We start from the raw sequence: 23,495 nt of genomic DNA, 5'->3' as shown, positions 1-23,495 counted from the left end.
AAATAATTCAGATCTCTGTGGATAACGTTCGTAAAATGTGTAACCTTTTGTTTTTGTGATGGTTGTGAATATTGGTTATTCACATTTTAAGTTTGTGTTTCTGATCAGAATCTAAATACAAAGTTCGAAAAAAAGAACTGATTTTGAAAGAGGTAAATACTAATCAGTTGACTTTTAGCCGTAAAAGTTTTCCACATTTACATGAAACAGCCACGAATAATAGCCTGAAGAGGGATAGAGTGGAGAAATAGATAGAAAACTAAAGTTACAGTTAAACAAAATTCAATAAATAGCTTGTAATAAAGGATTAATGTATTAAACAAAAAAATATTTGAATAAATTTTTATTCTTGTAACAATTTGAAAATATCATCTACTTATTGGGTATAAAACATAGATCACTTAATGTTAGTAATTCAGGATTTACATAAATCATACGATACGGGAAAAAGTAAACTTCACGTCCTTAAAGGGATTAATCTGAACATTTCAGAAGGCGAGTTTGTTTCTATTATGGGAAGTTCCGGTTCGGGAAAATCTACACTTCTTAATATTATTGGGATTCTGGATGAAAAAGATTCAGGAACTTATGAATTGGACGGAGTTCCCATTGAGCATTTGTCTGAAGTAAAAGCAGCAGAATACAGAAGCCGGTTCCTGGGATTTATTTTTCAATCCTTTAATCTGATCAATTATAAAACCGCTCTGGAAAATGTAGCACTTCCTTTATACTACCAGAACGTACCCAGAAAAGAACGTAATCAGAAGGCGATGGAATATCTGGAAAAAGTAGGCCTTGCACAATGGGCGAACCACCTTCCGAGTGAACTGTCAGGGGGACAAAAGCAAAGAGTTGCTATTGCCAGAGCCTTGATTACCAATCCAAAAGTCGTATTGGCAGATGAGCCTACGGGAGCATTGGATTCCAAAACGACTCACGATATCATGAAGCTTCTTCAGGATATTAACAATGAAGGAAAAACAATTATCGTTGTGACTCACGAACCTGATGTGGCAGCGCAGACCAAAAGGAATGTAGTGCTGAAAGACGGGATCATCGAAAGTGATGAGTTTATTAAGCAGATTGTTTTATAAAGGAATTTGAGAATTTGAAAATAGAATAATTTGAAAATTTAATGATACAGTTTTTTAGTCTTTAAATTTTTCAATCTTTTAATATCAACTAAAATGTTTGACCTAGATCGTTGGCAGGAAATATTCAGTTCTATTCGGAGTAATGTACTTCGAACGGTACTTTCCGGGTTTACGGTGGCTTTGGGGTTGTTTATTTTTATTGTGCTTTTCGGAATAGGAAAAGGACTTCAAAATGCTTTCTCCGAAGGTTTCGCCGGTGATGCCAAAAACCTTATTATTATTTCTACAGGAAAAGCGACCTTAGCCTATAAAGGTCTGCAGTCTGATCGTAATGTTACCATGAATAATGCAGACTATGATTTTTTAGTGAATGCCGATAAGAAAAAAGCAGGTCCCTCCAGCCCCAGATACAGCGCCAATTTAATGGTGAAATACGGAAAGGAGAGTGGCCTTTATCAGATCAATGGTGCTGAACCGGGTGAGCAGGTTATTGAAAACAGAAAAGTTATTGACGGCCGCTACCTGACCTCCATGGATTTGACAAGAAAATTGAATGTTGCGGTCATTGGAAGAATGGTGCAGCGGGATTTGATTAAAAACGGAAGCCCGATTGGAAAAGAGCTGGATATTAACGGAACAATGTACAAGGTGATCGGAGTTTTTTCAGATGACGGTGGAGACAGGGACGAAAGACATATTACAGTGCCGATTACCACTTTACAACAGATGAAAAAAGGCTCTGATACGGTAAATATAGCCTATATCACATATAATGATAAATTGACTCCCGATCAGGCCATCAAATACGGTGATGAGCTGCAGGATAAATTAAAATCTAGAAAAAATGTTTCCCCTGATGATGAAAACGGAGTTCGTGTATGGAATAATGCCAAAAATATGAATGATACCTTTACGTTTATGGCTGTTCTTACCGCGATTGTAGGATTTATCGGTCTCGGGACATTATTGGCCGGAATTATCGGGATCAGTAATATCATGGTGTATATCGTAAAGGAGAGAACCAAAGAAATTGGTGTGAGAAAGGCGATCGGAGCCAAACCGAGAGGAATCGTTGCTTTGATTGTCCAGGAGAGTGTTGTCATTACAGTTATTTCAGGATTTGTAGGAGTCGGTGTGGGGATTTTAACATTGAATTTACTTGGAGATAGCCTTGAAGAATTTTTTATTAAAAATCCTGGTGTAGGATGGGGAACTGTGTTTATGGCATTTATTGCATTGATTTTCTCAGGACTCATCGCAGGATTTGTTCCTGCCTACAGAGCTTCAAGAATTAAACCGATTGAGGCATTGAGAACGGAATAATGAATAGACAAACAGAATGTATAATCTATAATTCAGAAAGGTGAATATCATATTTAAAAAAGATACTTGGCAGGAGATTTATTATTCATTGAGGAATAATAAACTCCGTACATTTCTTACCATGATCGGTGTGGGATGGGGAATGTTTTTGTATGTAAGCCTTCTCGGAGCGGCAAAAGGAATGGAAAACGGTTTCGATAAACTGTTTTCAGGATTTGCTACCAACTCAATCTTCCTTTGGGCACAGAAAACCTCCATTCCGTACGAAGGATTTCCCAAGGGCAGGGAAGTGCATTTGCAGCTTTCTGACATGGATATGCTGAAAAGAAAGGTCACCGCTATAGATTACATATCACCACAAAATGCAAGAGGAAGTTTTACAGGAACTCCCGGTGAAGCGATGTCAAGAAACGGTAAAAACGGAACGTATTCCCTGACCGGAGATTATGCCGTAGGAAATAAAATATCAGAAAAGAAACTCATTTTCGGGCGCTACATCAATGATGCTGATGTTTCAGGAAATAAAAATGTAGTTGTCATCGGAGAAGAAATTTATAAAAACTTTTTTGACTCCAAGAAGAAAGAAAACCCTATCGGTAAATCTGTCAATATCAAAGGCATTTTCTTTAATGTAATCGGAGTTTTCAGAGTGAAAAAAGGAGGTGGTTTTGAAAATGATCAGACTGCATTTATTCCATTGTCTACCTATACGAAAATGTATAATGCCGGAGAGCAGATTGATTTATTTTCGATCGTGAGCAAGCCTAATGCAAATGTGAATTCCGTAGAACAGGATGTAAAGCAGGTATTAAAATCTAAAAATAAAATTTCCCCTGAAGATACCAATGCTTTCGGGAGTTTCAACTTAGGAAAAGAATTTAAAAAACTGACAGGTTTCCTTACCGGAATGCAGCTGTTGACCATTATCGTGGGAACACTGACGATTCTCGCAGGCGTAATCGCAATTTCCAATATCCTTCTTATTACAGTGAAAGAAAGAACAAAAGAAATAGGAATCAGGCGTGCACTGGGAGCCAAACCTTCGGAAGTAAGAAACCAGATCTTGCTGGAAAGTGTCGTAATCACACTTTCTTCGGGATTGTTGGGCTTTATGTTCGGGATTTTTGTATTGATGATTTTAAATGCATTGACGCAGGGCCAGGACGCATTTCCATTCTATAATCCGACCGTGAATTATGGGAACGTATTTGCAGCCATGGGTGTGATGGTTGTTTTAGGATTAATAATCGGAATGATCCCTGCACAGAGAGCCGTAAAGATCAGACCTATTGAAGCCTTAAGAACAGAGTAACTCATTTGAAAATAAAATTGATCACATCATTCGATAAAAAATTGTTTTTAGCTTTTAAACTTTATATAAAAAAATAAACTATACAACTATACATATGAAAAAGAAATTCACTTGGAAAAAAGCCATTTATATAGTGTTGGGGCTTTTATTTGCAGTGGCATTGTTCTCAGGGATTGGCTATCTTATTAAATCGAACTCTCAGGAGGGAGAAGCTTTCCTGACCCGTAAACCTACGATTCAGAATATGGATGATAAGGTAATGGCTACAGGAAAAATTGTTCCGAAAGAGGAAATTGAAATCAAACCGAATATTACCGGGATTATCGATAAAATTTTAGTGAAAGAAGGAGATAAAGTGGAGATAGGACAGTTGATTGCTACTGTAAGAATTGTTCCCAGTATTTCTGAAGTAAACGCTGCTCAGCAGGAAGTTCAAAATGCACAGCTTCAAATAAGTAATGCCAAATTGAATGTTGGAAATATGCAGAAGCAATATGATATGCAGGACAGACTTTACAAGCAAGGGGTAGTTTCTAAGCAGGATTATCTAAACTCACAGCAACAATTGTTTTCTCAGCAGCAGACCCTTAAAAATGCTCAGCAACAATTGAATACCGCTCAAAAAAGATTGCAGATTGCAAAAACAGGAGCAACTCCGGAACTTCAGGGGCAAGGTCTTGCCACTACACAGATTCGTTCCAAGGCATCAGGAACCGTTCTTGAAGTTCCTGTAAAATTGGGAAGCCAGGTGATTGAAGCAAATAATTTCAACGCCGGAACAACGATCTGTTCAGTAGCAGACTTAAATTCTTTAATCTTTAAAGGAGAAATTGATGAGGCACAAGCCGGCAAATTAAGCCAGGGAATGGAAATGAATATTGTGATCGGTGCCTTACAGAATAAAACATTTCCGGGAAAACTTACCATGATCGCTCCTAAAGGAAAAGATAATGCAGGAACCATCAAATTCCCGGTAGAAGGGAATGTGGAAAATCCTAATAATGAATATATCAGAGCAGGGTTCTCTGCGAATGGTGAAATTGTATTAAGCTCACAAAAAAATGCTCTGCTGTTGGATGAGTCCCTCGTTCAGTATGAAAAGAAACAGGGGAAAGATGTTCCTTTTGCAGAGGTAAAGCAAAAAGACGGAAAATTTAAAAAGGTATACTTGAAACTGGGAGCCAGCGATGGGATCAATGTTCAGATTCTTCCTGGCTCAGAAATAACCAAAGATTCTGAAGTGAAAGTATGGAACCCGTCTGATAAAGATAAAGAAGAACTAAAAGAAAAAGCAAAGAAAAAATAATAAACTAACACTATACATTTTTAAACTGTTGAATCCCGGAGACCTGTCTCCGGGATTTTTTGTGATGTAATAAAAAAGAAAGGTAAAATGTCTTAATTTTAATTCCAAACTTTAAACCATGAAGAAAAGTTATGTGGTCCTCCTTCTTTTTATTATTGCAAAGTTTATTCTTCAGTATTCACTCATTGCTCCGGAATATGAATTGCAGCGCGATGAATATCTGCACCTCGATCAGGGATATCACCTCGCATGGGGATATTTGTCTGTTCCACCCGTTACCTCATGGCAGGCCTGGATGATCAGGATGTTGGGAGGTTCTGTGTTTTGGGTTAAATTTTTCCCGGCTTTATTCGGAGCCTTAACGATCGTTGTAGTCTGGAAGATCATTGAAGAATTAAAGGGAAGCCTGTTTGCTCAGGTTTTAGCCTCTTTAGGACTGCTATTATCAATACTTCTCCGTTTAAATATGCTTTTCCAGCCTAATTCATTAGAAGTGCTTCTATGGACCTTGTTTTTCTACATTCTGATCCAATATATCAATTCAGAAAAAGTAAAATGGCTCTATTGGGGAGGATTTGTTTTTGGCCTTGGGGTTTTAAATAAATACAATATTGCTTTTCTTGCGTTGGGTTTTATTCCGGCCCTTTTATTCACCCGTCAAAGGAAAATTTTCATCAACAAACATGTATATGGAGCGTTACTTTTAACATTCATCATTGTGTTGCCCAATCTTCTCTGGCAATATCATTATCGGTTTCCTGTCATACACCATATGAAAGAACTTTCAGAACGGCAGTTGGTTAATGTGAACAGATTTGATTTTTTAAAAGCTCAGATGCTGTTTTTTATAGGGATTGTTTTTGCTGTTATTGCCGGCTGGTATGCCTTGTTGTTTTATCGGCCTTTTGAAAAATTCCGGTTCTTTTTCTGGGGATATGTCTTTACAATAGGATTATTTATGTTTTTCAAAGCAAAAGATTATTATGCGATAGGGCTTTATCCCGTGTATATTGCTTTTGGGAGTGTTTATCTTGATTATTGGTTCGGTAAAGGATGGAAAAAAGTTTGTAAACCTTTATGTATTATATTTCCCATACTTATGTTTCTTCCCTTATATTTCTTTGCATTCCCCAATAACAGTCCTGAGTATATTGCAGGTCACCCGAAATGGTACAAAGAGATAGGTTTGCTTCGATGGGAAGACGGAAAAGATCATTCCTTACCTCAGGATTTTGCTGATATGCAGGGATGGAAGGAGCTGGCACAGAAAGTAGATAGCGAATACTCTTATTTGTCAAAATCAGGAAATACATTGGTTTTATGTGACAATTACGGCCAGGCCGGTGCCATCAATTATTATTCGAAATTGGGAATCAGGGCTGTGTCATTCAATGCAGATTATATCAATTGGTTTGATTTAAGTAAAAAATATAATAATGTCATCAGGGTTAAAGATTATTCCGAGTCTAAAAATGAGCTCAGGGAAACAGGTCCTTATTTCGAAAACAGTGTAGTGGTTGGTTCAGTTACCAATCCGTTTGCAAGAGAAAACGGTGCCGTTATTTTCGGGTTTAAAGGAGCGAAAATAGACATCAACAAAAGAGTATCAGATGAAATAGATGAGGTTAAAGGGTATCTTAACAGATAATTAACTTTTTTTGGCAAGAGGTAACGGATAAGAATCTTTAAATTAGTTACATCGTTAAAGAATTGATATGAAGTCCGTTTCCCAAATACTATTACTTTCCCTGTTTTTATTTTTTTTGAATTGCAATACCAAGAAACCTTCACATGTGCCTAAGGTAGTCTTTAAAACCGATAACCTCACCGTTATTCAGTTGTCCGATCATGTGTACCAGCATATTTCTTACCTGAATACAGACTCTTTTGGCCGGGTACCCTGCAACGGAATGGTTGTAAAGCAGGGAGATGAAACCGTAATATTAGATACTCCTTCTGATGACAAAAGTTCAGCAGACCTTATTTCCTGGATTAAAAATAATCTGAATGCAGGTGTTAATGCTGTCGTTGCTACTCATTTTCACAATGACTGCTTGGGCGGTCTTAAAGAATTTGATAAAAATAAGATCCCTTCCTATGCCAGTAAGAAAACAATCGGTCTTGCTCAAAAGAATAATGCAAATATTCCACAGTATAGTTTTGACAATGATCTGACATTAAAAGTCGGGAGTACGAATGTTTTTGTGAAATATTTCGGTGAAGGCCATACAAAAGATAATGTAGTAGCCTACTTTCCTGATGAACGGATTATGTTTGGAGGTTGTTTGATCAAAGAAATAGGAGCAGGCAAAGGCTACTTAGGAGATGCTAATGTAAAAGACTGGTCAGCTACCGTGGCCAAGATAAAAAAACATTATCCTGATGTGAAAATTATCATCCCGGGTCATGGTGATACAGGAGGAATAAAACTACTGGATTATACGATTGCCCTGTTCAAGGATGAATCATAGCCTCTTTAATGCATAGAATTTTCCTTTCCACGGATCAGGTGTATAATAAATATAAATATATAAAAATATTTAATGCAACTTTATTGCGTTAACTGTTTTTTGATTTATCTTTGTCATGGCAAACAGTTATTATTGCTTTAGAACCAATTACAATGGAAAATAAAAATTTTGACGTTATTATCATTGGAGGCAGCTATGCAGGGTTATCTGCAGGGATGGCTTTAGGAAGATCATTGAGAAATGTTGCAATCATTGATAGCGGAAAACCCTGCAACAGGCAGACTCCCCATTCACACAATTTTATCACTCACGACGGAAGGCCTCCGAAAGAAATTGCGGGGCTGGCCAGAGAACAGGTAGAAAAATATAATACAGTGAAATTTTATCCGGGAACTGTCATTAAGACAAAAAAGACTCCCGAAGGTTTTAAAGTAGAAACCGATACCCATGATTTTTTTTACGCTAAAAAACTGATTTTGGCTTCAGGAGTAAAAGACATCATGCCTGAGATTCCGGGGTTTGCAGAGTGCTGGGGAATTTCTGTACTCCATTGTCCTTATTGCCACGGTTATGAAGTGAAAAATGAGACCACGGGAATTCTGTCTGACGGAGATATGGCTTTTGACTTTTCAAAACTGGTTTTTAACATGACAAAAGACCTGACCTTGCTGACGAATGGAAATTCTGTTTTAACAAATGAACAGATTGAAAAATTAAAACAAAATACTATCAGCCTGAATGAAAATGAAATTGATAAGATTGAACATACAGACGGATATATTCAAAAGGTTGTCTTTAAAGACGGAACTTTTCTTCCGCTAAAAGCTTTATATGCTAAAATTCCTTTCCAACAAAATATCAATATTTCTGAAGATCTTGGCTGCGAAATGACAGAACAGGGATTTGTAAAAGTTGATTTTATGCAGAAAACAAGTATTCCCGGAGTCTTTGCCTGTGGTGATAATGTAACGATGATGAGATCGGTTGCTAATGCCGTTGCTCAAGGAAATTTTGCGGGCGCTGTAGCCAATAAAGAGCTCGCTGATGAAGCTTTTTAAACCATGAATCTGATATGATTATGAAGACCTGAAGTCATAATTTAACCTATTGTTTTTCCATATCTCGCGTTCAAAAATCATTTTTTTGATACTGAAATCTCGACGAAAAATCCGTACATTTGGAGTGAAAAATTTCAAAAACTAAAAGTAAAATGGATATTATTTTCGACCTGATTGAAAAAGAAAGACAAAGACAAACTCATGGATTAGAGCTTATCGCATCAGAAAATTTTGTTTCTGAAAATGTGATGAAAGCAATGGGAAGTGTACTGACCAATAAATATGCTGAAGGATATCCCGGAAAGAGATATTACGGAGGATGTGAAGTAGTAGATGAGGTTGAAACTCTTGCGATCAACAGAGCAAAAGAGCTTTTCGGTGTAGATTATGTAAATGTACAGCCACACTCAGGTTCTCAGGCCAATGCAGCCATTTATCTTGCAGTTTTGAAACCAGGTGATAAAATTATGGGGATGGACCTTTCAATGGGAGGACACCTTACTCATGGTTCTGCCGTGAACTTCTCAGGAATTCAATACGAGGTCGTTTCTTACGGAGTAGAAAGAGAAACAGGCCTTATCGATTACAATCAAATGAGAGAAGTAGCTCTAAGAGAAAGACCAAAAATGATGATTGCAGGTTTCTCTGCTTATTCAAGAGATCTTGATTATGCTAAATACAGAGAGATTGCAGACGAAATAGGTGCGACACTTTGGGCTGATATTGCACACCCTGCAGGTCTTGTAGCCAAAGGATTACTGAATTCTCCGTTTGAACATTGCCACGTAGTAACTACGACCACTCATAAAACATTAAGAGGTCCAAGAGGAGGAATGATTATGATGGGGAAAGATTTCGAAAATACATACGGTCATAAGACTCCCAAAGGAGAAATTAAAATGATGAGCCAGGTATTGGACGGAGCTGTATTCCCGGGAATACAGGGAGGTCCGCTGGAGCACGTGATCGCCGGTAAAGCAGTTGCTTTCGGAGAAGCTCTTGATGGACAGTTTGAAACCTATGCAAAACAAGTGAAAGCTAATGCTCAGGCCTTATCAAAAGCAATGATCGACAGAGGATTTGATATTGTAAGTGGAGGAACTGATAATCACCTTATGTTGGTAGATCTTAGAAATAAAGGAGTAAACGGTAAAGAAACTGAAAAAGCATTAGTTCTTGCCGATATTACATGTAACAAAAACATGGTTCCTTTTGATGATAAATCACCATTCACTACATCAGGTATCAGATTAGGAACAGCTGCCATTACTACCAGAGGCCTTAAAGAAAATGATATGGATACTATTGCAGGACTTATTTCTGAAGTTGTTGACAATATCAAAAACGAAGAAGTTCTTGCTTCCGTAAGAAAGAAAGTAAACGAACTGATGGAAGGGAAGGCTTTATTCAACTATTAATTGAGAGTATTATAACATATAAAGAATGAGCGCTTGCTCATTCTTTTTTTATACACATGGAGAAAAAATCTTTTACTTTTGATGAAATTAAGCAAAAACTGGTCAGCTATTGCGTATATCAGGATCGCTGTCATGCAGAAGTAGAACAGAAAATGAGAGAATTTTTGCTTATTGATGAAGCAAAAGAAGAAATTATTTTATTTCTTTTGAAAGAAAATTATCTCAACGAAGAGCGTTTTACCCGTAGCTATATCAGAGGAAAATTTTATATCAAACATTGGGGTAAAAATAAGATCAGAATGCATCTTAAACAGAAGCAAATTTCTGAAAGACTGATGAATAAGTGCTTTGATGAAATTTATGAAGATGACTATATAAAAACAATTTCAAGAATCTACGAAGACTACTTTTCAAAGCAAAAAGGGATGCCCGAATATCAAAGAAAATCCAAAACCATAAAATATCTCATGAGCAGAGGTTTTGAATATGAGAAAATAATTGATATTTTTGGCTGAAAATTAATAACAACACAAAAGACTTGGAAGAAAATAAGATCTGGTTGTCACCTCCGCACATGGGAGGAAACGAATTGAAATATATACAGGATGCTTTTGATACCAACTGGATTTCTCAGTATGGATCAAATATCGATGAATTTGAAAAAATATTGGAAAATTCACTGGGAAATAATTCATTCGTAACGGCGTTGTCTTCCGGTACAGCAGCAATACACCTTGCATTAAGATTGCTGGATGTGGGAGAAGGGGATTTCGTCATATGCCAGTCCTTTACTTTTGTTGCTTCCGCAAATCCTATACTTTATCAAAAAGCGATACCTGTTTTTGTAGACAGTGAGTCTACTACCTGGAACCTGTGTCCAAACGCCGTGGAGGATGCTATTAAATACTGCTTGAAGCAAGGTAAAAAACCCAAAGCAATCATTACCGTTTCTTTATACGGAATGCCATTTATGGTAGATGAAATCCTTGAATTATCAATGAAATATGATATTCCGGTCATTGAAGACAGTGCAGAAGCCTTGGGAAGTAAGTATAAAAATAAACCCTGTGGAACTTTTGGGGATCTTTCAGTCATCAGCTTTAATGGAAATAAAATTATCACAACTTCAGGCGGTGGGATCCTGATATCTCGGAATAAGGAAAGTAAGAATAGGGCGATCTATTTTGCCACCCAGGCCAAAGAAAACAGAGACTATTACAGCCATTCCGAAGTAGGATATAACTATAGGATGAATAATATATCTGCAGGAATCGGCAGGGGGCAGCTTGAGGTTTTGGAAGAAAGAATTTTTAAAAGAAGAGAAAATCACGAATTTTATAAAAATATTTTTAAAAATATTGAGGAAGTAAATCTTTTTGAGGAACCTGCGGATGGTTATTTTTCTAATTATTGGTTAAATACAATCACCATTGAAGGAAATAATATAGAAACAACAAAAGAAAATTTAAAAAGAAAGTTTTCTCAAAATAATATAGAAACCAGGTATTTGTGGAGACCCATGCACTTGCAAGCACTTTTTAAAGAGTATAAATTCTTTGGAAGTAATGTTTGTGGTATAATTTTTGACAAGGGTTTATGTTTACCGTCAGGCACAAATTTGACTGATCGTGACAAAGATAAAATAATGAACATTTTAATAAATTTCAGGAGCTAGATTTATTTTTTTAAAATCTGAAGCATAGACGATATTTTATTTTAATTTTGTAGCAATGCTTTACAGTATTTTAAATTGGTAACTGAGATTGTACCGTAATAATAACATATGAACACAAATAAAGACAATGTATAATTCTTTCAGGAAAAAAATATTTGGAGGAGATAATGTTGTCAATCTCTCAGATGTAAGATATCTACCCAGGTGGATAATCCTAATTATAGATATTATCATTCTGGTAATTTCGCTATTCCTTTCAACGTATATCATAGAGAAAATTACGCAAAGGGAGTTTATTTACCATGAAGATAAAAGTATTGTTTTTGCTTTTATCGTAATCGTAAATACTGTCTTTATGTATTTTTTTAAGACCTATGCAGGCATCATTCGCCATTCAACATTTATAGATCTTTTTAAATTATTTGTATCATGTCTTTGTACAATGCTTGCCATTGGAACAATAAACATATTCTATTTCTGGACTACTGGAAGTAAGTTTATACTGACTCCCTATTTGGTGCTGTATTTTGTTATTTCTTTTATGGGGTTATTTCTTTTCAGGCTTTATGTTAAGGAATTTTTTCATGTGGTGAGAGAATACAGGAGAAGTGCTCTGAAGAAAAGAATCTTGGTACTTGGTATTGATGAGCAATCTATTGCAATTGCCAGAGCTATTTTGGATAATCCAAGTCTGCCGTATCAGGTGGTTGGTTTCTTAACCCAAAGAACAGATTCCAAAAGAGCTTCTTTGCTAGGTAAGCCTATCTACGAGAAACAAAAAATTGAAGAAAATACAAAAGAGGATCTGATCATTGACGGGGTGTTGGTCGTTAAGGAAATGATGGCCAGAGAAGAAATGAATTCATGGGTAAACTTGTTCCTTGAAAAAGATTTAAATGTTTTCAAAGCACCATCTGTACAAAAGCTTAGAGACAGTGATTTAGGCGGCTCCATCAAGAATCTTCAAATTGAAGATTTATTGAACAGAAAACCTATCAAGATCCAAAACGAAAAAATTAAAAGCAGACATTTTGAAAGAAACGTACTGGTAACCGGAGGAGCAGGATCTATAGGAAGCGAAATCGTAAGACAAGTTGCTTTAGTTAATCCTTCATTAATTGTTGTGCTTGATCAGGCCGAAACGCCACTGTATGAGATTGAACTTGAAATGAGAGAGAAGTTTCCTAATATAGCTTTTAAATTTGTTTTAGGAGACGTTTCTAATCAGCACAGAATGGAATCATTGTTCCAGCAATATAATTTCTCAATGGTCTATCATGCAGCTGCCTATAAACATGTTCCATTAGTAGAAGAAAATCCGCATGAGGCTATTTTTGTTAATATTTTAGGATCTAAAATTATTGCAAGGTTATCCAGTAAATATAAGGTGAATCGTTTTGTCATGGTTTCCACTGATAAAGCAGTAAACCCTACGAACGTAATGGGAGCTTCAAAACGAGCCGCTGAACTTTTTGTACAATCTCTCCAGAATCTGGAAGGTAATACTACTAAATTTATCACCACAAGATTTGGAAATGTTTTAGGATCAAACGGTTCTGTGATTCCTCATTTTAAAAAACAGATCGAAGCAGGTGGTCCCGTAACGATTACCCATCCTGATATTGTCAGATATTTCATGACCATTCCTGAAGCTTGTGAACTGGTTCTACAGGCCGGTACGATGGGACAGGGCGGAGAAATTTTTGTGTTTGACATGGGTGAGCCAGTTAAAATTCTTGATCTGGCGAAAAGAATGATTAAGCTTTCAGGATTTGAACCCAATATTGATATCAAGATAATTTATACAGGTTTAAGACCTGGAGAAAAGCTTTATGAGGAGCTTTTAAGTGATAATGCCAAAACGCTTCCTACTCATAATGAAAAAATTATGGTATCTAAAGATCCAACCATAGGATTTGATGAAATTGATTTGCTGACCAAGCAAATTACGAAAGCCTCTTTACGAAGAGACAAGGTAGAAGTTGTCAAGCTTCTAAAAATGATTGTGCCCGAATTTAGGAGTAATAATTCTATCTACGAGGCATTGGATAAATAGAAAAATATAAATGTATATTTGTACAATTTTAAAAATATGAAGGGAAAAATATTAGCAATATCTCTGGCTTTGGTACTGGTTTCCTGTAAAGTTAACCAATCCAGACCAAATGACTTGAACTATATGCAGAATATAGAAAAAGTGGCTATAGAGGCATCAGAGAAAAATTCTCAATCTACAATACAAGCAGGGGATCAGTTGATTATCATGATTACTGCAAAAGATATGGATGTTGTAAAGCCATTCAATCAAAATTATTCTTCGTCTGAACTTATTCAAACGAATTCTCTGGCTGGAGGAAATACTCCTAATCAAGGGATGACAACTATTACAGGACCTAGTTATATTGTAGATGCAGAAGGCAATATAGACTTTCCTGTTTTAGGCAAAATAAACACAACTGATAAAACTTTATTAGAGTTTAAAGAAGAGCTTTATAAAAAAATGACCAAATATGTCATTAATCCCACAGTTAGTGTAAGATTGGCGAATTTTAAAGTAACTGTTTTAGGTGAAGTGAACAGACAGGGAGATTATACAATAGTAAATGGAAAAGGAACTATTTTAAACGCCTTAGGTATGGCGGGAGATCTTACTTCATATGGAAAAAGGGAAGATGTGTTGGTAATCAGAACGGAGAACGGTGTTGTTTCCCATGGACGTGTTAATCTTAGAGATGCTAATCTGATTAATTCACCTTACTATAATCTTAAGCAAGGCGACGCTATTATTATTTCTTCAAATAATACTAAAGATGTTTTAGCAAAACAAAATCCAAATACTGGCCTTATCTTAACGGGTGTTTCCATTGCCGTTACAGCTGTCGCTGTTGTAGTAAGCTTATTTAACAAGAAATAAAAATTTGATGGATATTCAGAAATCGTCACAACTTTCGGAAGTTGAAAATGATAATTCAAGTAGTATTGATATTAATGAAATAGTTAAACCATATGTTAGAAAGTGGCCATGGTTTATTGTAAGTGCTCTTATGGCTTTGATCATAGGATATATTGCATTAAAATTTATGACACCTGTCTATGAAGTACAGGCGACTGTGCTTGTAAAGGATTCTAAAGGAACAGGTTCGCCAGTTGCCAATGAATTAGGTTTTTTACCCGATTTGTCAGGTTTAGGAGGTTTAAAAACAAATAGTGTTGCCAATGAAATAGAGATTCTTAAATCAAAAAAAATGATGAGAGAAGTAGTTGTCAACCAGAATCTTCAGACAAATATTATAGGGAAGGGCAGACTCGCTAGCATGGAACTGTATAAAGAAACTTCTCCAGTTGAAATTAAAGTAGTTTCCGAAAAACTTACAGAAGGTCCTATTAATACAGTTAATCTTTCTATTGATGGAAATAAACTTACAATTTCTTCGGAAAAATTTAAAAAAGATATAATAACTACTTATGGTAAAACAGTAGGATTACCATTTGCAAATATCATTATTACTAAAAATAATAAATTTAATCCCAACTTAATAAAGGGAGTTGATTCTAAAAATCTTCAACTACAGATTTCATCATTAGAATCTAAAGTATTAAGCCTGCAAAATGCATTAACTGTAAGTTTGATATCAAAAGAAGCTACTGTTGTAAGATTAGCAATGCAATATCCTCAAATAGAAAAAGCAGAAGACATTCTTAACAGTTTGATTATTGCTTATAATAATGATGCTATTCTAGACAAAAATACAGAGTCTAGAAAGACATTGGATTTTATTGAAGATCGAATCAAGAAGCTATCTGGAGAGCTAGGGGAGGTTGAAAATCAAAAAGAAAGTTTTAAGTCAAAAAATAACCTTACAGATATTGAAACCGAGGCTAAAATTAGTTTAGAAAGCTCTGCAGCTGCAAGAGCCAAGCAACTTGAAATCGATTCTCAGCTCGAATTAACAAATGCATTAATTGGATTTGTTTCGAAGCAAGGACAGTTTCAGGCTCTACCTGCAAATGTTGGATTGAATAATCCTGAGGCTACCGCGGGCATCTCAATGTACAACCAGCTAATTTTACAAAGAAGCAGATTGCTTGAATCTGCAACGGCAGAAAACCCTACAGTTGTTGATATTACCAAACAGATTAATACAATGCGTGGTACTATTACGCAAAGTTTGCAAAGAAACAGAACAGGGCTTGAGTTAGCCAGAAATGAATATTTAGGAGAACAAAATAAAGTTTCAGGTAAAATTTCAAAGCTTCCTTCTATTGAAAAGATGTTCAGAAGCATTGAAAGACAACAACAAATAAAAGAAAATTTGTATCTGCTTCTTTTACAAAAAAGAGAGGAAACAGCAATTGCTCAATCTATTACAGCTCCTAAAGCAAGAGTTATTGATACCGCATACGCGTCAAGTATACCTGTTGCGCCGAAAAGAAATTTTATTTTGCTTGCAGCTTTGGCAGCAGGATTATTAGTGCCATTTGTAATTGTTTATATATTACAATTGCTGAATAATAAAATTGTTAATAAACATGATCTTGAAAGATTAGTTCATGCTCCGGTTATTGCAGAATTACCTAGTCTTGAAAAAGGAGATTCCGATATTGTCAGAGTAAACGACATTACTCCAATGGCTGAAGCATTCAGAATTCTTATCACAAATATGAATTTTATGCTTTCTAAAAATAAGGATGGAGGAAAAATTGTTTTTGTGACTTCAACAGTCAAGGGAGAAGGTAAAACTTTTACTTCAGTAAATCTTGCCCTTACTTTAGCTAATCCTAAGAAAAAAGCGATTATTATCGGGTCTGATATTCGTAATCCTCAGCTGCAAAGATATAACCCTTCTAGAAAAGGACTGGCAGGACTTACTGAGTATCTTTATTCTGATCAGACTAAATTGGAAGAAATTATACATGTTTCATCATTTAATCCTAATTTGGATGTTATCTATTCAGGAATGATTCCTCCTAATCCTACAGAATTGCTTTCTAACGGACGTTATGCATTATTGTTGGATCAGTTGAAGTCGAAGTATGATTACATTATTCTGGATACCGCTCCGTTGCTTTTAGTGACAGATACATTCCTGATTGCAGAACTTGCAGATGTCACTATTTACGTTTCAAGATCTAAATACACAGAAAAAGTTTTAACAGAATTTGCAAATAAAAATATTGATCAAAATAAGATTAAAAACGTTGGATTTGTTCTAAACGATGTCAGCAGAGAAAATCTGGGATATAGTAATAAGTACGGTTATGGATATAATAATCAGAAAGAACAAACCTGGTTGGAAAAAATTAAAAATAAATTTAGCTAATGATGAAAACATATAAAATAGCTGTTATAGGGCAAGGTTATGTAGGGCTGCCTTTATCTTTAGAATTTGCTGTTCACTATCCGGTTTTAGGATTTGATATCAATGCAGAAAGAGTTAGTCAGCTTAATCAGGGAGTCGATATTACTCTTGAAGCTGAAATTGAAAAACTTAATGACGGGTTAAAAAATTTCAAAGACTCTAATGGAGGTGTAGGATATATGGCTACCAGTACTTTGGCTGACATAGCTGAAGCTAATATTTTCATAGTTACTGTTCCGACGCCTATTGATAAATATAATGCTCCTGATCTGAAACCATTGATTTCTGCATCAAAAATGTTGGGAGAGATTATAAAAAAAGGGGATATAATTATCTATGAGTCTACTGTTTTCCCTGGTTGTACAGAAGAAGAATGTGTTCCAATCCTTGAAAAACATTCAGGTCTGGTATTTAATAAAGACTTTTTTGTAGGTTATTCTCCGGAAAGAATTAACCCGGGTGATAAAGTAAATACACTTACAAGTGTTAAGAAAGTAACTTCTGGTTCTACAGATGAAATTGCCGAAGAAGTAGATCAATTGTATAAAAAAATTATTACTGCCGGAACACATAAAGCATCAAGTATTAAAGTAGCAGAGGCATCCAAAGCTATAGAAAATGCGCAGAGAGACGTAAATATATCTTTTGTGAATGAGCTGGCACTGATCTTCGACAGAATTGGTATTGATACCAATGATGTATTAGAAGCCGCAGGAACAAAATATAATTTCCTTAAATATAAACCAGGATTGGTTGGAGGACACTGTATTTCAGTTGACCCTTATTATCTTGCTCACAAAGCTGAACAGTTAGGATATCATCCAGATGTAATTCTCTCAGGACGTAGGGTAAATGATTCAATTGCCAAGTTTGTTGCGTCCAAAGTAGTTAAGCTTTTAATTGCAAAAGGAGGAGTTATCAAAAATTCAGAGGCTCTTATCTTAGGAGTTACTTTTAAAGAAAACTGTCCGGATGTAAGAAACACGAAAGTAGTAGATATTTACAAAGAACTTATTGATTATGGAGTGAATGTAGATATTTATGACCCATGGGCAAGTAAAGAAGAAGTAAAACATGAATATGGCATTGATATTCTTGACGTTCTTAAGGAAGGTAAAAAATATGACTCAATTATTATTGCAGTGTCTCATAATGAATTCCTTCAAATGGATCTTGCAGAATTAAAAAGAGAAAATGCTGTGATTTTTGATACTAAGGCTTGTTTAGATAGAAATTTAGTAGACGCAAGATTATAATCACCAATGAATTATGATGTCATAATCATCGGGGCAGGTTTAGTAGGATTGGCAACTGCATACCAAACTAAACTGAAAAACCCGGGTTCTAAGATTCTTATTTTAGAAAAAGAAAATAATGTTTCACTGCATCAATCCGGACATAACAGCGGAGTGATTCACAGTGGTATCTATTATAAACCAGGAAGCTTAAAAGCAAAAAACTGTATTGAAGGCTACAACTCTGTTATCAATTTTGCAGAAAAGTACGGTATTAAATATGACCTCTGCGGAAAGATAATAGTAGCAACTTCACAGGAAGAATTACCTCTTCTGGATAATATTTATAAACGAGGAGTAGAAAATGGTCTTGAAAATTTACAATACCTTTCAAGAGAAGAGTTTCGTGAAATAGAACCTCATTGTGAAGGGGTGAGAGCCATTAAAGTTCCTCAAACAGGTATTATAGACTATCCCGGTGTTGCCCAAAAAATAAAAGAACTTTTTGAAGAACTGGAGGGAGAAGTCAGATTTAATCAGGAAGTAAAAAATATTGTTACCAAAGGTAATGAGATTATAGTTCAAACCGCTACTGCTGAATTTAAGACTTCTAAATTGGTTTCATGTGCCGGACTTTATTCAGATAAGGTTACAAAAATGACCAATCAGGAGAATGATGTCATCATTATTCCTTTTAGAGGCGAATACTATAAAATTAAGGATGAGAAAAAGCATTTGGTAAAACATCTTATTTACCCTGTACCTGATCCTAATTTCCCGTTCTTAGGAGTTCATTTTACAAGAATGATTGATGGAAATATAGAAGCAGGTCCTAATGCTGTGTTAGCTTTTAAAAAAGAAGGATATAAATTTTTTGATTTTGATTTTAATGAAACCATGCAAACGCTTATGTGGCCAGGTTTTAGAAAAATTGTTGCCAAATATGGTAAAACAGGAATGGGAGAGGTACACCGTTCTCTTTCAAAATCCGCTTTTACAAAAGCATTGCAAAAATTAATGCCGGAAATTCAGGAAAGCGACCTTGTTCCCGGTGGTTCAGGAGTGCGAGCTCAGGCGTGTGACAGGAATGGAGGATTGATTGATGACTTTGATATTGTGAAAAACGGAAATATCATTCATGTAAGAAATGCACCAAGCCCTGCTGCCACTTCGTGTCTTTCCATAGGAAACACGATAAGCGAACTTATATAAAATGGCTTATTTTCAAGAAACACTTAAAGATTAAATAGCATATGAAAATCCAAATGGTTGATTTAAAAAATCAATACGAAAAGATAAAAGAAGAAGTAAATGCAGGTATTCAAAATTGTTTAGACAATACCGCATTTATTAATGGTCCCGCAGTAAAGGAATTTCAACAGGAGTTTGAGAAATATTTAGGCGTAAAACATGTTATTCCGTGTGCTAACGGTACCGATGCCTTACAGATCGCAATGATGGCCCTAGACTTAAAACCAGGGGATGAAATTATTTGCCCTGCTTTTACTTATGTTGCTACTGCTGAAGTAATGGGACTTTTAGGCTTAAAGCCTATTATGGTAGATGTCAATGAAAATACTTTTGATATTGAGCTTGAAGGTTTGGAGAAATATATTACACCAAATACTAAAGCTATCGTACCTGTCCATTTATATGGGCAAAGTGCCGATATGGAAAAGATTCTTGCATTTGCACAAAAACATAATTTATTTGTAATAGAAGATAATGCGCAGGCTATAGGTTCTGATTATACTTTTTCAGATGGAACAGTAAAAAAAACAGGTACCATAGGACATATTGGTTGTACATCATTTTTCCCTTCAAAAAACTTAGGTTGCTATGGTGATGGAGGTGCTTTGATGACGAATGATGATGATCTTGCTCTAAAAATAAGAATGATAGCAAATCATGGGCAGGAAAAGAAATATTATCACAAAGTATTAGGTTGTAATTCAAGATTGGATACAATACAAGCTGCTGTTCTAAAAGTTAAACTGAAGCATCTTGACGAATATTCAACATCAAGAAATAAAATGGCAACCTATTATGACGAAAACCTTGCCGGTATCTCTGATATTGAAATTCCTGCTAGAGCAAAAAACTCTACTCATGTATTTCACCAGTATACTCTCAAAGTAAAAAATGGAAAAAGAGACGAATTGCAAAAATTTCTTGGTGAAAAGAACATACCAAGTATGATTTATTATCCGCTTCCATTATACAAGCAAGAAGCTTTTCAACAATATGTGACAGAGGGTTTTACCCTACCGGTTACTGAGAAACTTTGCTCGGAAGTCATTTCACTTCCTATTCATACGGAATTTGATAAGGAAGCTTCAGATTTCATTATATCTGAAATTAAAAACTTTTTTAACTAATCATTAAACAGAATATTATGTCGGATTTCTTTGCACACGAAACAGCTGTTATAGACGATGGATGTCAGATAGGTAATGGGACTAAAATTTGGCACTTTTCACATCTTATGCCTGGATGTATTTTGGGAGAACAATGCAATATTGGACAAAATGTTGTGATCTCACCTAAAGTGGTTTTAGGAAAGAATGTTAAGGTGCAAAATAATGTTTCCATCTATGAAGGGGTTACATGTGATGATGACGTTTTTCTGGGGCCTTCAATGGTTTTTACCAATGTAATCAATCCTAGAAGTGCAGTCAACAGAAAGAATGAGTATCTTAAAACACATGTAGGGAAAGGAGCTTCTATTGGTGCCAATGCAACCATTGTTTGCGGACATAATATCGGACAGTTTGCTTTCATAGGAGCTGGTGCCGTTGTTACAAAGGAAGTTCCTGATTATGCTTTAGTGGTAGGAAATCCTGCAAGACACTTAGGCTGGATGAGTGAGTATGGGCAACGCCTTGAATTTAATGAAGAAGGAGTGGCTGTTTGCAGTGAAAGTGGAGAAAAATACAAAATAGATAATAATAAAGTTTCGAAAATTTAAACAAGTAACAATGTCTGAAAAAATAAAATTTGCAGTTGTAGGATGTGGACATATCGGAAAGAGACACGCAGAAATGGTGTCAAGAAATTCTGAATGTGAGTTAGTAGCATTAATTGATGTAAAAGATAAATCTGTTTTAGGAATAGAAAGCTATGATGTTCCGTTTTTCTCATCACTGGAAGATTTTTTAAACTCCGGGATAGAAGCAGATGTTGTAAATATAGCTTCTCCGAATGGATTCCATTTTGAGCAGGCTTACAAAGTTATTGACTCCGGAAAGCACGTTGTTGTGGAGAAACCAATGGCTCTCAATAAACAAGATGCTGAAAAGCTGATTTTCCAGGCTCTTCACAAGCACAAGCAAGTATTTGCCGTAATGCAAAACCGTTACTCTCCGCCGTCAGCATGGATCAAAGAAATGGTAGAAGGCGGAAAGCTTGGTGAAATATACATGGTACAGTTAAATTGTTACTGGAACCGTGATGACAGATATTATAAACCGGAGTCATGGCATGGCAAACTAGAGTTAGATGGTGGAACATTGTTTACACAATTCTCTCACTTTATAGATATCATGTACTGGTTATTCGGAGATATAACAAATATTAAAGCAAAATTTGCTGATTTTAACCATAAAGAACTTACCGATTTTGAAGATTCAGGATTTGTAAGCTTTGATTTTGTAAACGGAGGAATGGGATCTTTAAACTATTCAACTTCTGTTTGGAACCAAAACCTGGAAAGCTCAATGACCATCATTGCCGAAAACGGAGCCGTTAAAATTGGTGGCCAATATATGGACAAAGTAGAAGTTTGTAATGTAAAAGATTATGTAATGCCTGAACTTGCTCCTACGAATCCGGGGAATGACTATGGTGCTTATAAAGGCTCTGCTGCCAATCATCATTATATTATTGAGAATGTTGTTGACGTAATTAAAGGAAGAAATACGATTACAACCAATGCTTTAGAAGGATTGAAAGTAGTCGATATCATCGAAAAAATTTATGCATTAAAAAACACTCCAAAAGGTTAGATCTTGAGAGAGAAAATAAAAAATATCATCAACTCATCTAGCATCAGGAACTCTTTTTTGTTAATGGTAGGAACAGGGATTAGTCAATTTATCCCAGTTCTGTTTAGCCCTTTCCTGACAAGGATATATTCACCTGCGAATTTTGGAGATCTGGCCATTTTTATGGCTTTTTCTCTAATTATAGGGATGAGTGCTTCCGGAATGTACGAGTATGCAATAGTATTACCTGAAGAAGATAAAGATGCACAGAATATTATCAAACTAATAACAGTACTCGCGATTTCGGTTAGTGTTTTAACCGGAATCGTATTCTATACTGTAAGCTGGTTTATAGATTTAGATTTTTTTTATTTTTTATTACCATTCTCTATATTTTTTACGGTTTGTTATAACGTCATTTCCTATTGGTATAATAGGATGAAAAAATATAAAATATTAAACCTTATCAGGATTTTTCAATCTGTCTTAATTGTTGCCGGAAGTTTTATCTTTTATAATGTTAAAGATGGGCTGATTTACGGGTATATATTAGGAGGGTTGTTTTGTTTCATTATTTTTATAATTAATTTTTTGCCCCACCTGCGTAGAATAGATTTAAATGAAATCAAACATTTGGCATTTGAATATAAAAAGTTTCCTACCTTGATTTTACCTTCATCGTTAATGAATACAGTAAGCAGCTATGCTCCTGTTTTTTTTATAAAGAAATTCTATACCTCATCTCAACTGGGATCTTATTCAATGTCTAATAGAGTACTGACGGCCCCTATATCTGTTATTAGTACTGCAATAGGACAGGTGTATTTTAAAAATCTGTCAGACTACTATAATGAAAAAAGGAATGACCTTATAAAGAAAACATTTTTACAAAGTACTTATATACTTTGCCTTATTTCAATATTTATATTTTTGCCATTGTTCTTCTTTGGAGAAGATCTGGCTTTGATTGTTTTCGGAAAAGGATGGAAAGAAGCAGGCGAATTTATTGAAATTATTGCTTTAGCATCAATGATGAAATTTATTGTGTCTCCTTTAAGTACTGTTTTGATAGTTAAGAAGGAACTCAATAAAGTTGCAAGATGGCAAACTATATATTTTTTTACATCAATGACTATTTTTATTATTGGATGTTTCTTTTCAATAAAGACATTATTATGGATTTATGTAATTCATGAGACAATATTATATGCAATATATTATTACATTATGAAAAGTGTAATAAATAAAAATTAAAACGAC

Annotated in this window: 19 protein-coding genes; all 19 read left to right on the top strand. The window is 35.3% G+C overall.

Annotated features, from left to right (window positions below):
- The first annotated feature begins 404 nt into the window (after nucleotides 1-404).
- The 19 genes from M030_RS0117215 to M030_RS0117125 all read left to right on the top strand — a co-directional run bounded on the left by M030_RS0117215 (nucleotide 405) and on the right by M030_RS0117125 (nucleotide 23,489).
- The gene (locus M030_RS0117215; protein WP_027374635.1) at nucleotides 405-1,094 is read left to right on the top strand and encodes an ABC transporter ATP-binding protein; all 690 of its coding nucleotides are present in this window, start codon (nucleotides 405-407) and stop codon (nucleotides 1,092-1,094) included.
- A 93-nt stretch (nucleotides 1,095-1,187) separates the two neighbouring features.
- Complete coding sequence (locus tag M030_RS0117210) at nucleotides 1,188-2,417, top strand: ABC transporter permease (RefSeq protein ID WP_027374634.1); 1,230 nt, start codon at nucleotides 1,188-1,190, stop codon at nucleotides 2,415-2,417.
- A 40-nt stretch (nucleotides 2,418-2,457) separates the two neighbouring features.
- A complete protein-coding gene (locus M030_RS0117205; RefSeq protein WP_027374633.1) occupies nucleotides 2,458-3,729 on the top strand; it encodes an ABC transporter permease in 1,272 nt (423 codons plus the stop codon).
- A 94-nt stretch (nucleotides 3,730-3,823) separates the two neighbouring features.
- Nucleotides 3,824-5,035, top strand: a complete 1,212-nt coding sequence (locus M030_RS0117200; RefSeq protein ID WP_027374632.1) for an efflux RND transporter periplasmic adaptor subunit — start codon at nucleotides 3,824-3,826, stop codon at nucleotides 5,033-5,035.
- A gap of 118 nt (nucleotides 5,036-5,153) precedes the next feature.
- A complete protein-coding gene (locus tag M030_RS0117195) occupies nucleotides 5,154-6,683 on the top strand; it encodes a glycosyltransferase family 39 protein (protein WP_027374631.1) in 1,530 nt (509 codons plus the stop codon).
- A gap of 67 nt (nucleotides 6,684-6,750) precedes the next feature.
- Nucleotides 6,751-7,506, top strand: a complete 756-nt coding sequence (blaCIM, locus tag M030_RS0117190; protein WP_027374630.1) for a CIM family subclass B1 metallo-beta-lactamase — start codon at nucleotides 6,751-6,753, stop codon at nucleotides 7,504-7,506.
- Between the two features lie 152 nt (nucleotides 7,507-7,658).
- A complete protein-coding gene (locus tag M030_RS0117185) occupies nucleotides 7,659-8,564 on the top strand; it encodes an NAD(P)/FAD-dependent oxidoreductase (protein WP_027374629.1) in 906 nt (301 codons plus the stop codon).
- 152 nt (nucleotides 8,565-8,716) lie between these two features.
- Nucleotides 8,717-9,982: a serine hydroxymethyltransferase gene (glyA, locus tag M030_RS0117180; RefSeq protein ID WP_027374628.1), complete on the top strand. Its 1,266-nt coding sequence runs from the start codon at nucleotides 8,717-8,719 to the stop codon at nucleotides 9,980-9,982.
- A gap of 56 nt (nucleotides 9,983-10,038) precedes the next feature.
- A complete protein-coding gene (locus tag M030_RS0117175) occupies nucleotides 10,039-10,497 on the top strand; it encodes a regulatory protein RecX (RefSeq protein WP_171032604.1) in 459 nt (152 codons plus the stop codon).
- Nucleotides 10,498-10,556: 59 nt separating this feature from the next.
- Nucleotides 10,557-11,657, top strand: coding sequence for a DegT/DnrJ/EryC1/StrS family aminotransferase (locus tag M030_RS0117170; protein WP_034722816.1), 1,101 nt, complete (start codon nucleotides 10,557-10,559; stop codon nucleotides 11,655-11,657).
- 127 nt (nucleotides 11,658-11,784) lie between these two features.
- Nucleotides 11,785-13,713, top strand: a complete 1,929-nt coding sequence (locus tag M030_RS0117165; RefSeq protein WP_027374625.1) for a polysaccharide biosynthesis protein — start codon at nucleotides 11,785-11,787, stop codon at nucleotides 13,711-13,713.
- Nucleotides 13,714-13,749: 36 nt separating this feature from the next.
- A complete protein-coding gene (locus M030_RS0117160) occupies nucleotides 13,750-14,571 on the top strand; it encodes a polysaccharide biosynthesis/export family protein (protein ID WP_027374624.1) in 822 nt (273 codons plus the stop codon).
- A gap of 7 nt (nucleotides 14,572-14,578) precedes the next feature.
- Nucleotides 14,579-16,978 (top strand): GumC family protein, encoded by a 2,400-nt coding sequence (locus M030_RS0117155; protein WP_027374623.1) that lies wholly within the window; start codon nucleotides 14,579-14,581, stop codon nucleotides 16,976-16,978.
- The gene (locus M030_RS0117150) at nucleotides 16,978-18,273 is read left to right on the top strand and encodes a nucleotide sugar dehydrogenase (RefSeq protein WP_027374622.1); all 1,296 of its coding nucleotides are present in this window, start codon (nucleotides 16,978-16,980) and stop codon (nucleotides 18,271-18,273) included. Before M030_RS0117155 ends, M030_RS0117150 begins: the two co-directional genes overlap by 1 nt.
- Nucleotides 18,274-18,279: 6 nt before the next feature.
- Entirely contained in the window at nucleotides 18,280-19,464 is a 1,185-nt protein-coding gene (lhgO, locus tag M030_RS0117145) for an L-2-hydroxyglutarate oxidase (RefSeq protein WP_027374621.1), read from the top strand.
- A gap of 41 nt (nucleotides 19,465-19,505) precedes the next feature.
- Nucleotides 19,506-20,630, top strand: a complete 1,125-nt coding sequence (locus M030_RS0117140) for a DegT/DnrJ/EryC1/StrS family aminotransferase (protein ID WP_027374620.1) — start codon at nucleotides 19,506-19,508, stop codon at nucleotides 20,628-20,630.
- A 17-nt stretch (nucleotides 20,631-20,647) separates the two neighbouring features.
- A complete protein-coding gene (locus tag M030_RS0117135) occupies nucleotides 20,648-21,220 on the top strand; it encodes an acyltransferase (RefSeq protein ID WP_027374619.1) in 573 nt (190 codons plus the stop codon).
- A 10-nt stretch (nucleotides 21,221-21,230) separates the two neighbouring features.
- Nucleotides 21,231-22,256, top strand: a complete 1,026-nt coding sequence (locus tag M030_RS0117130; RefSeq protein WP_027374618.1) for a Gfo/Idh/MocA family protein — start codon at nucleotides 21,231-21,233, stop codon at nucleotides 22,254-22,256.
- Nucleotides 22,257-22,259: 3 nt separating this feature from the next.
- Complete coding sequence (locus M030_RS0117125; RefSeq protein WP_130867553.1) at nucleotides 22,260-23,489, top strand: lipopolysaccharide biosynthesis protein; 1,230 nt, start codon at nucleotides 22,260-22,262, stop codon at nucleotides 23,487-23,489.
- Nucleotides 23,490-23,495 lie beyond the last annotated feature (6 nt).

The organism is Chryseobacterium sp. UNC8MFCol, assembly GCF_000482305.1.
In the GTDB taxonomy this organism is placed as follows: Bacteria; Bacteroidota; Bacteroidia; order Flavobacteriales; family Weeksellaceae; genus Chryseobacterium; species Chryseobacterium indologenes.
The sequence above is the reverse complement of the archived record's forward strand: the minus strand, read 5'-3'. Positions and strand labels throughout refer to the sequence as shown.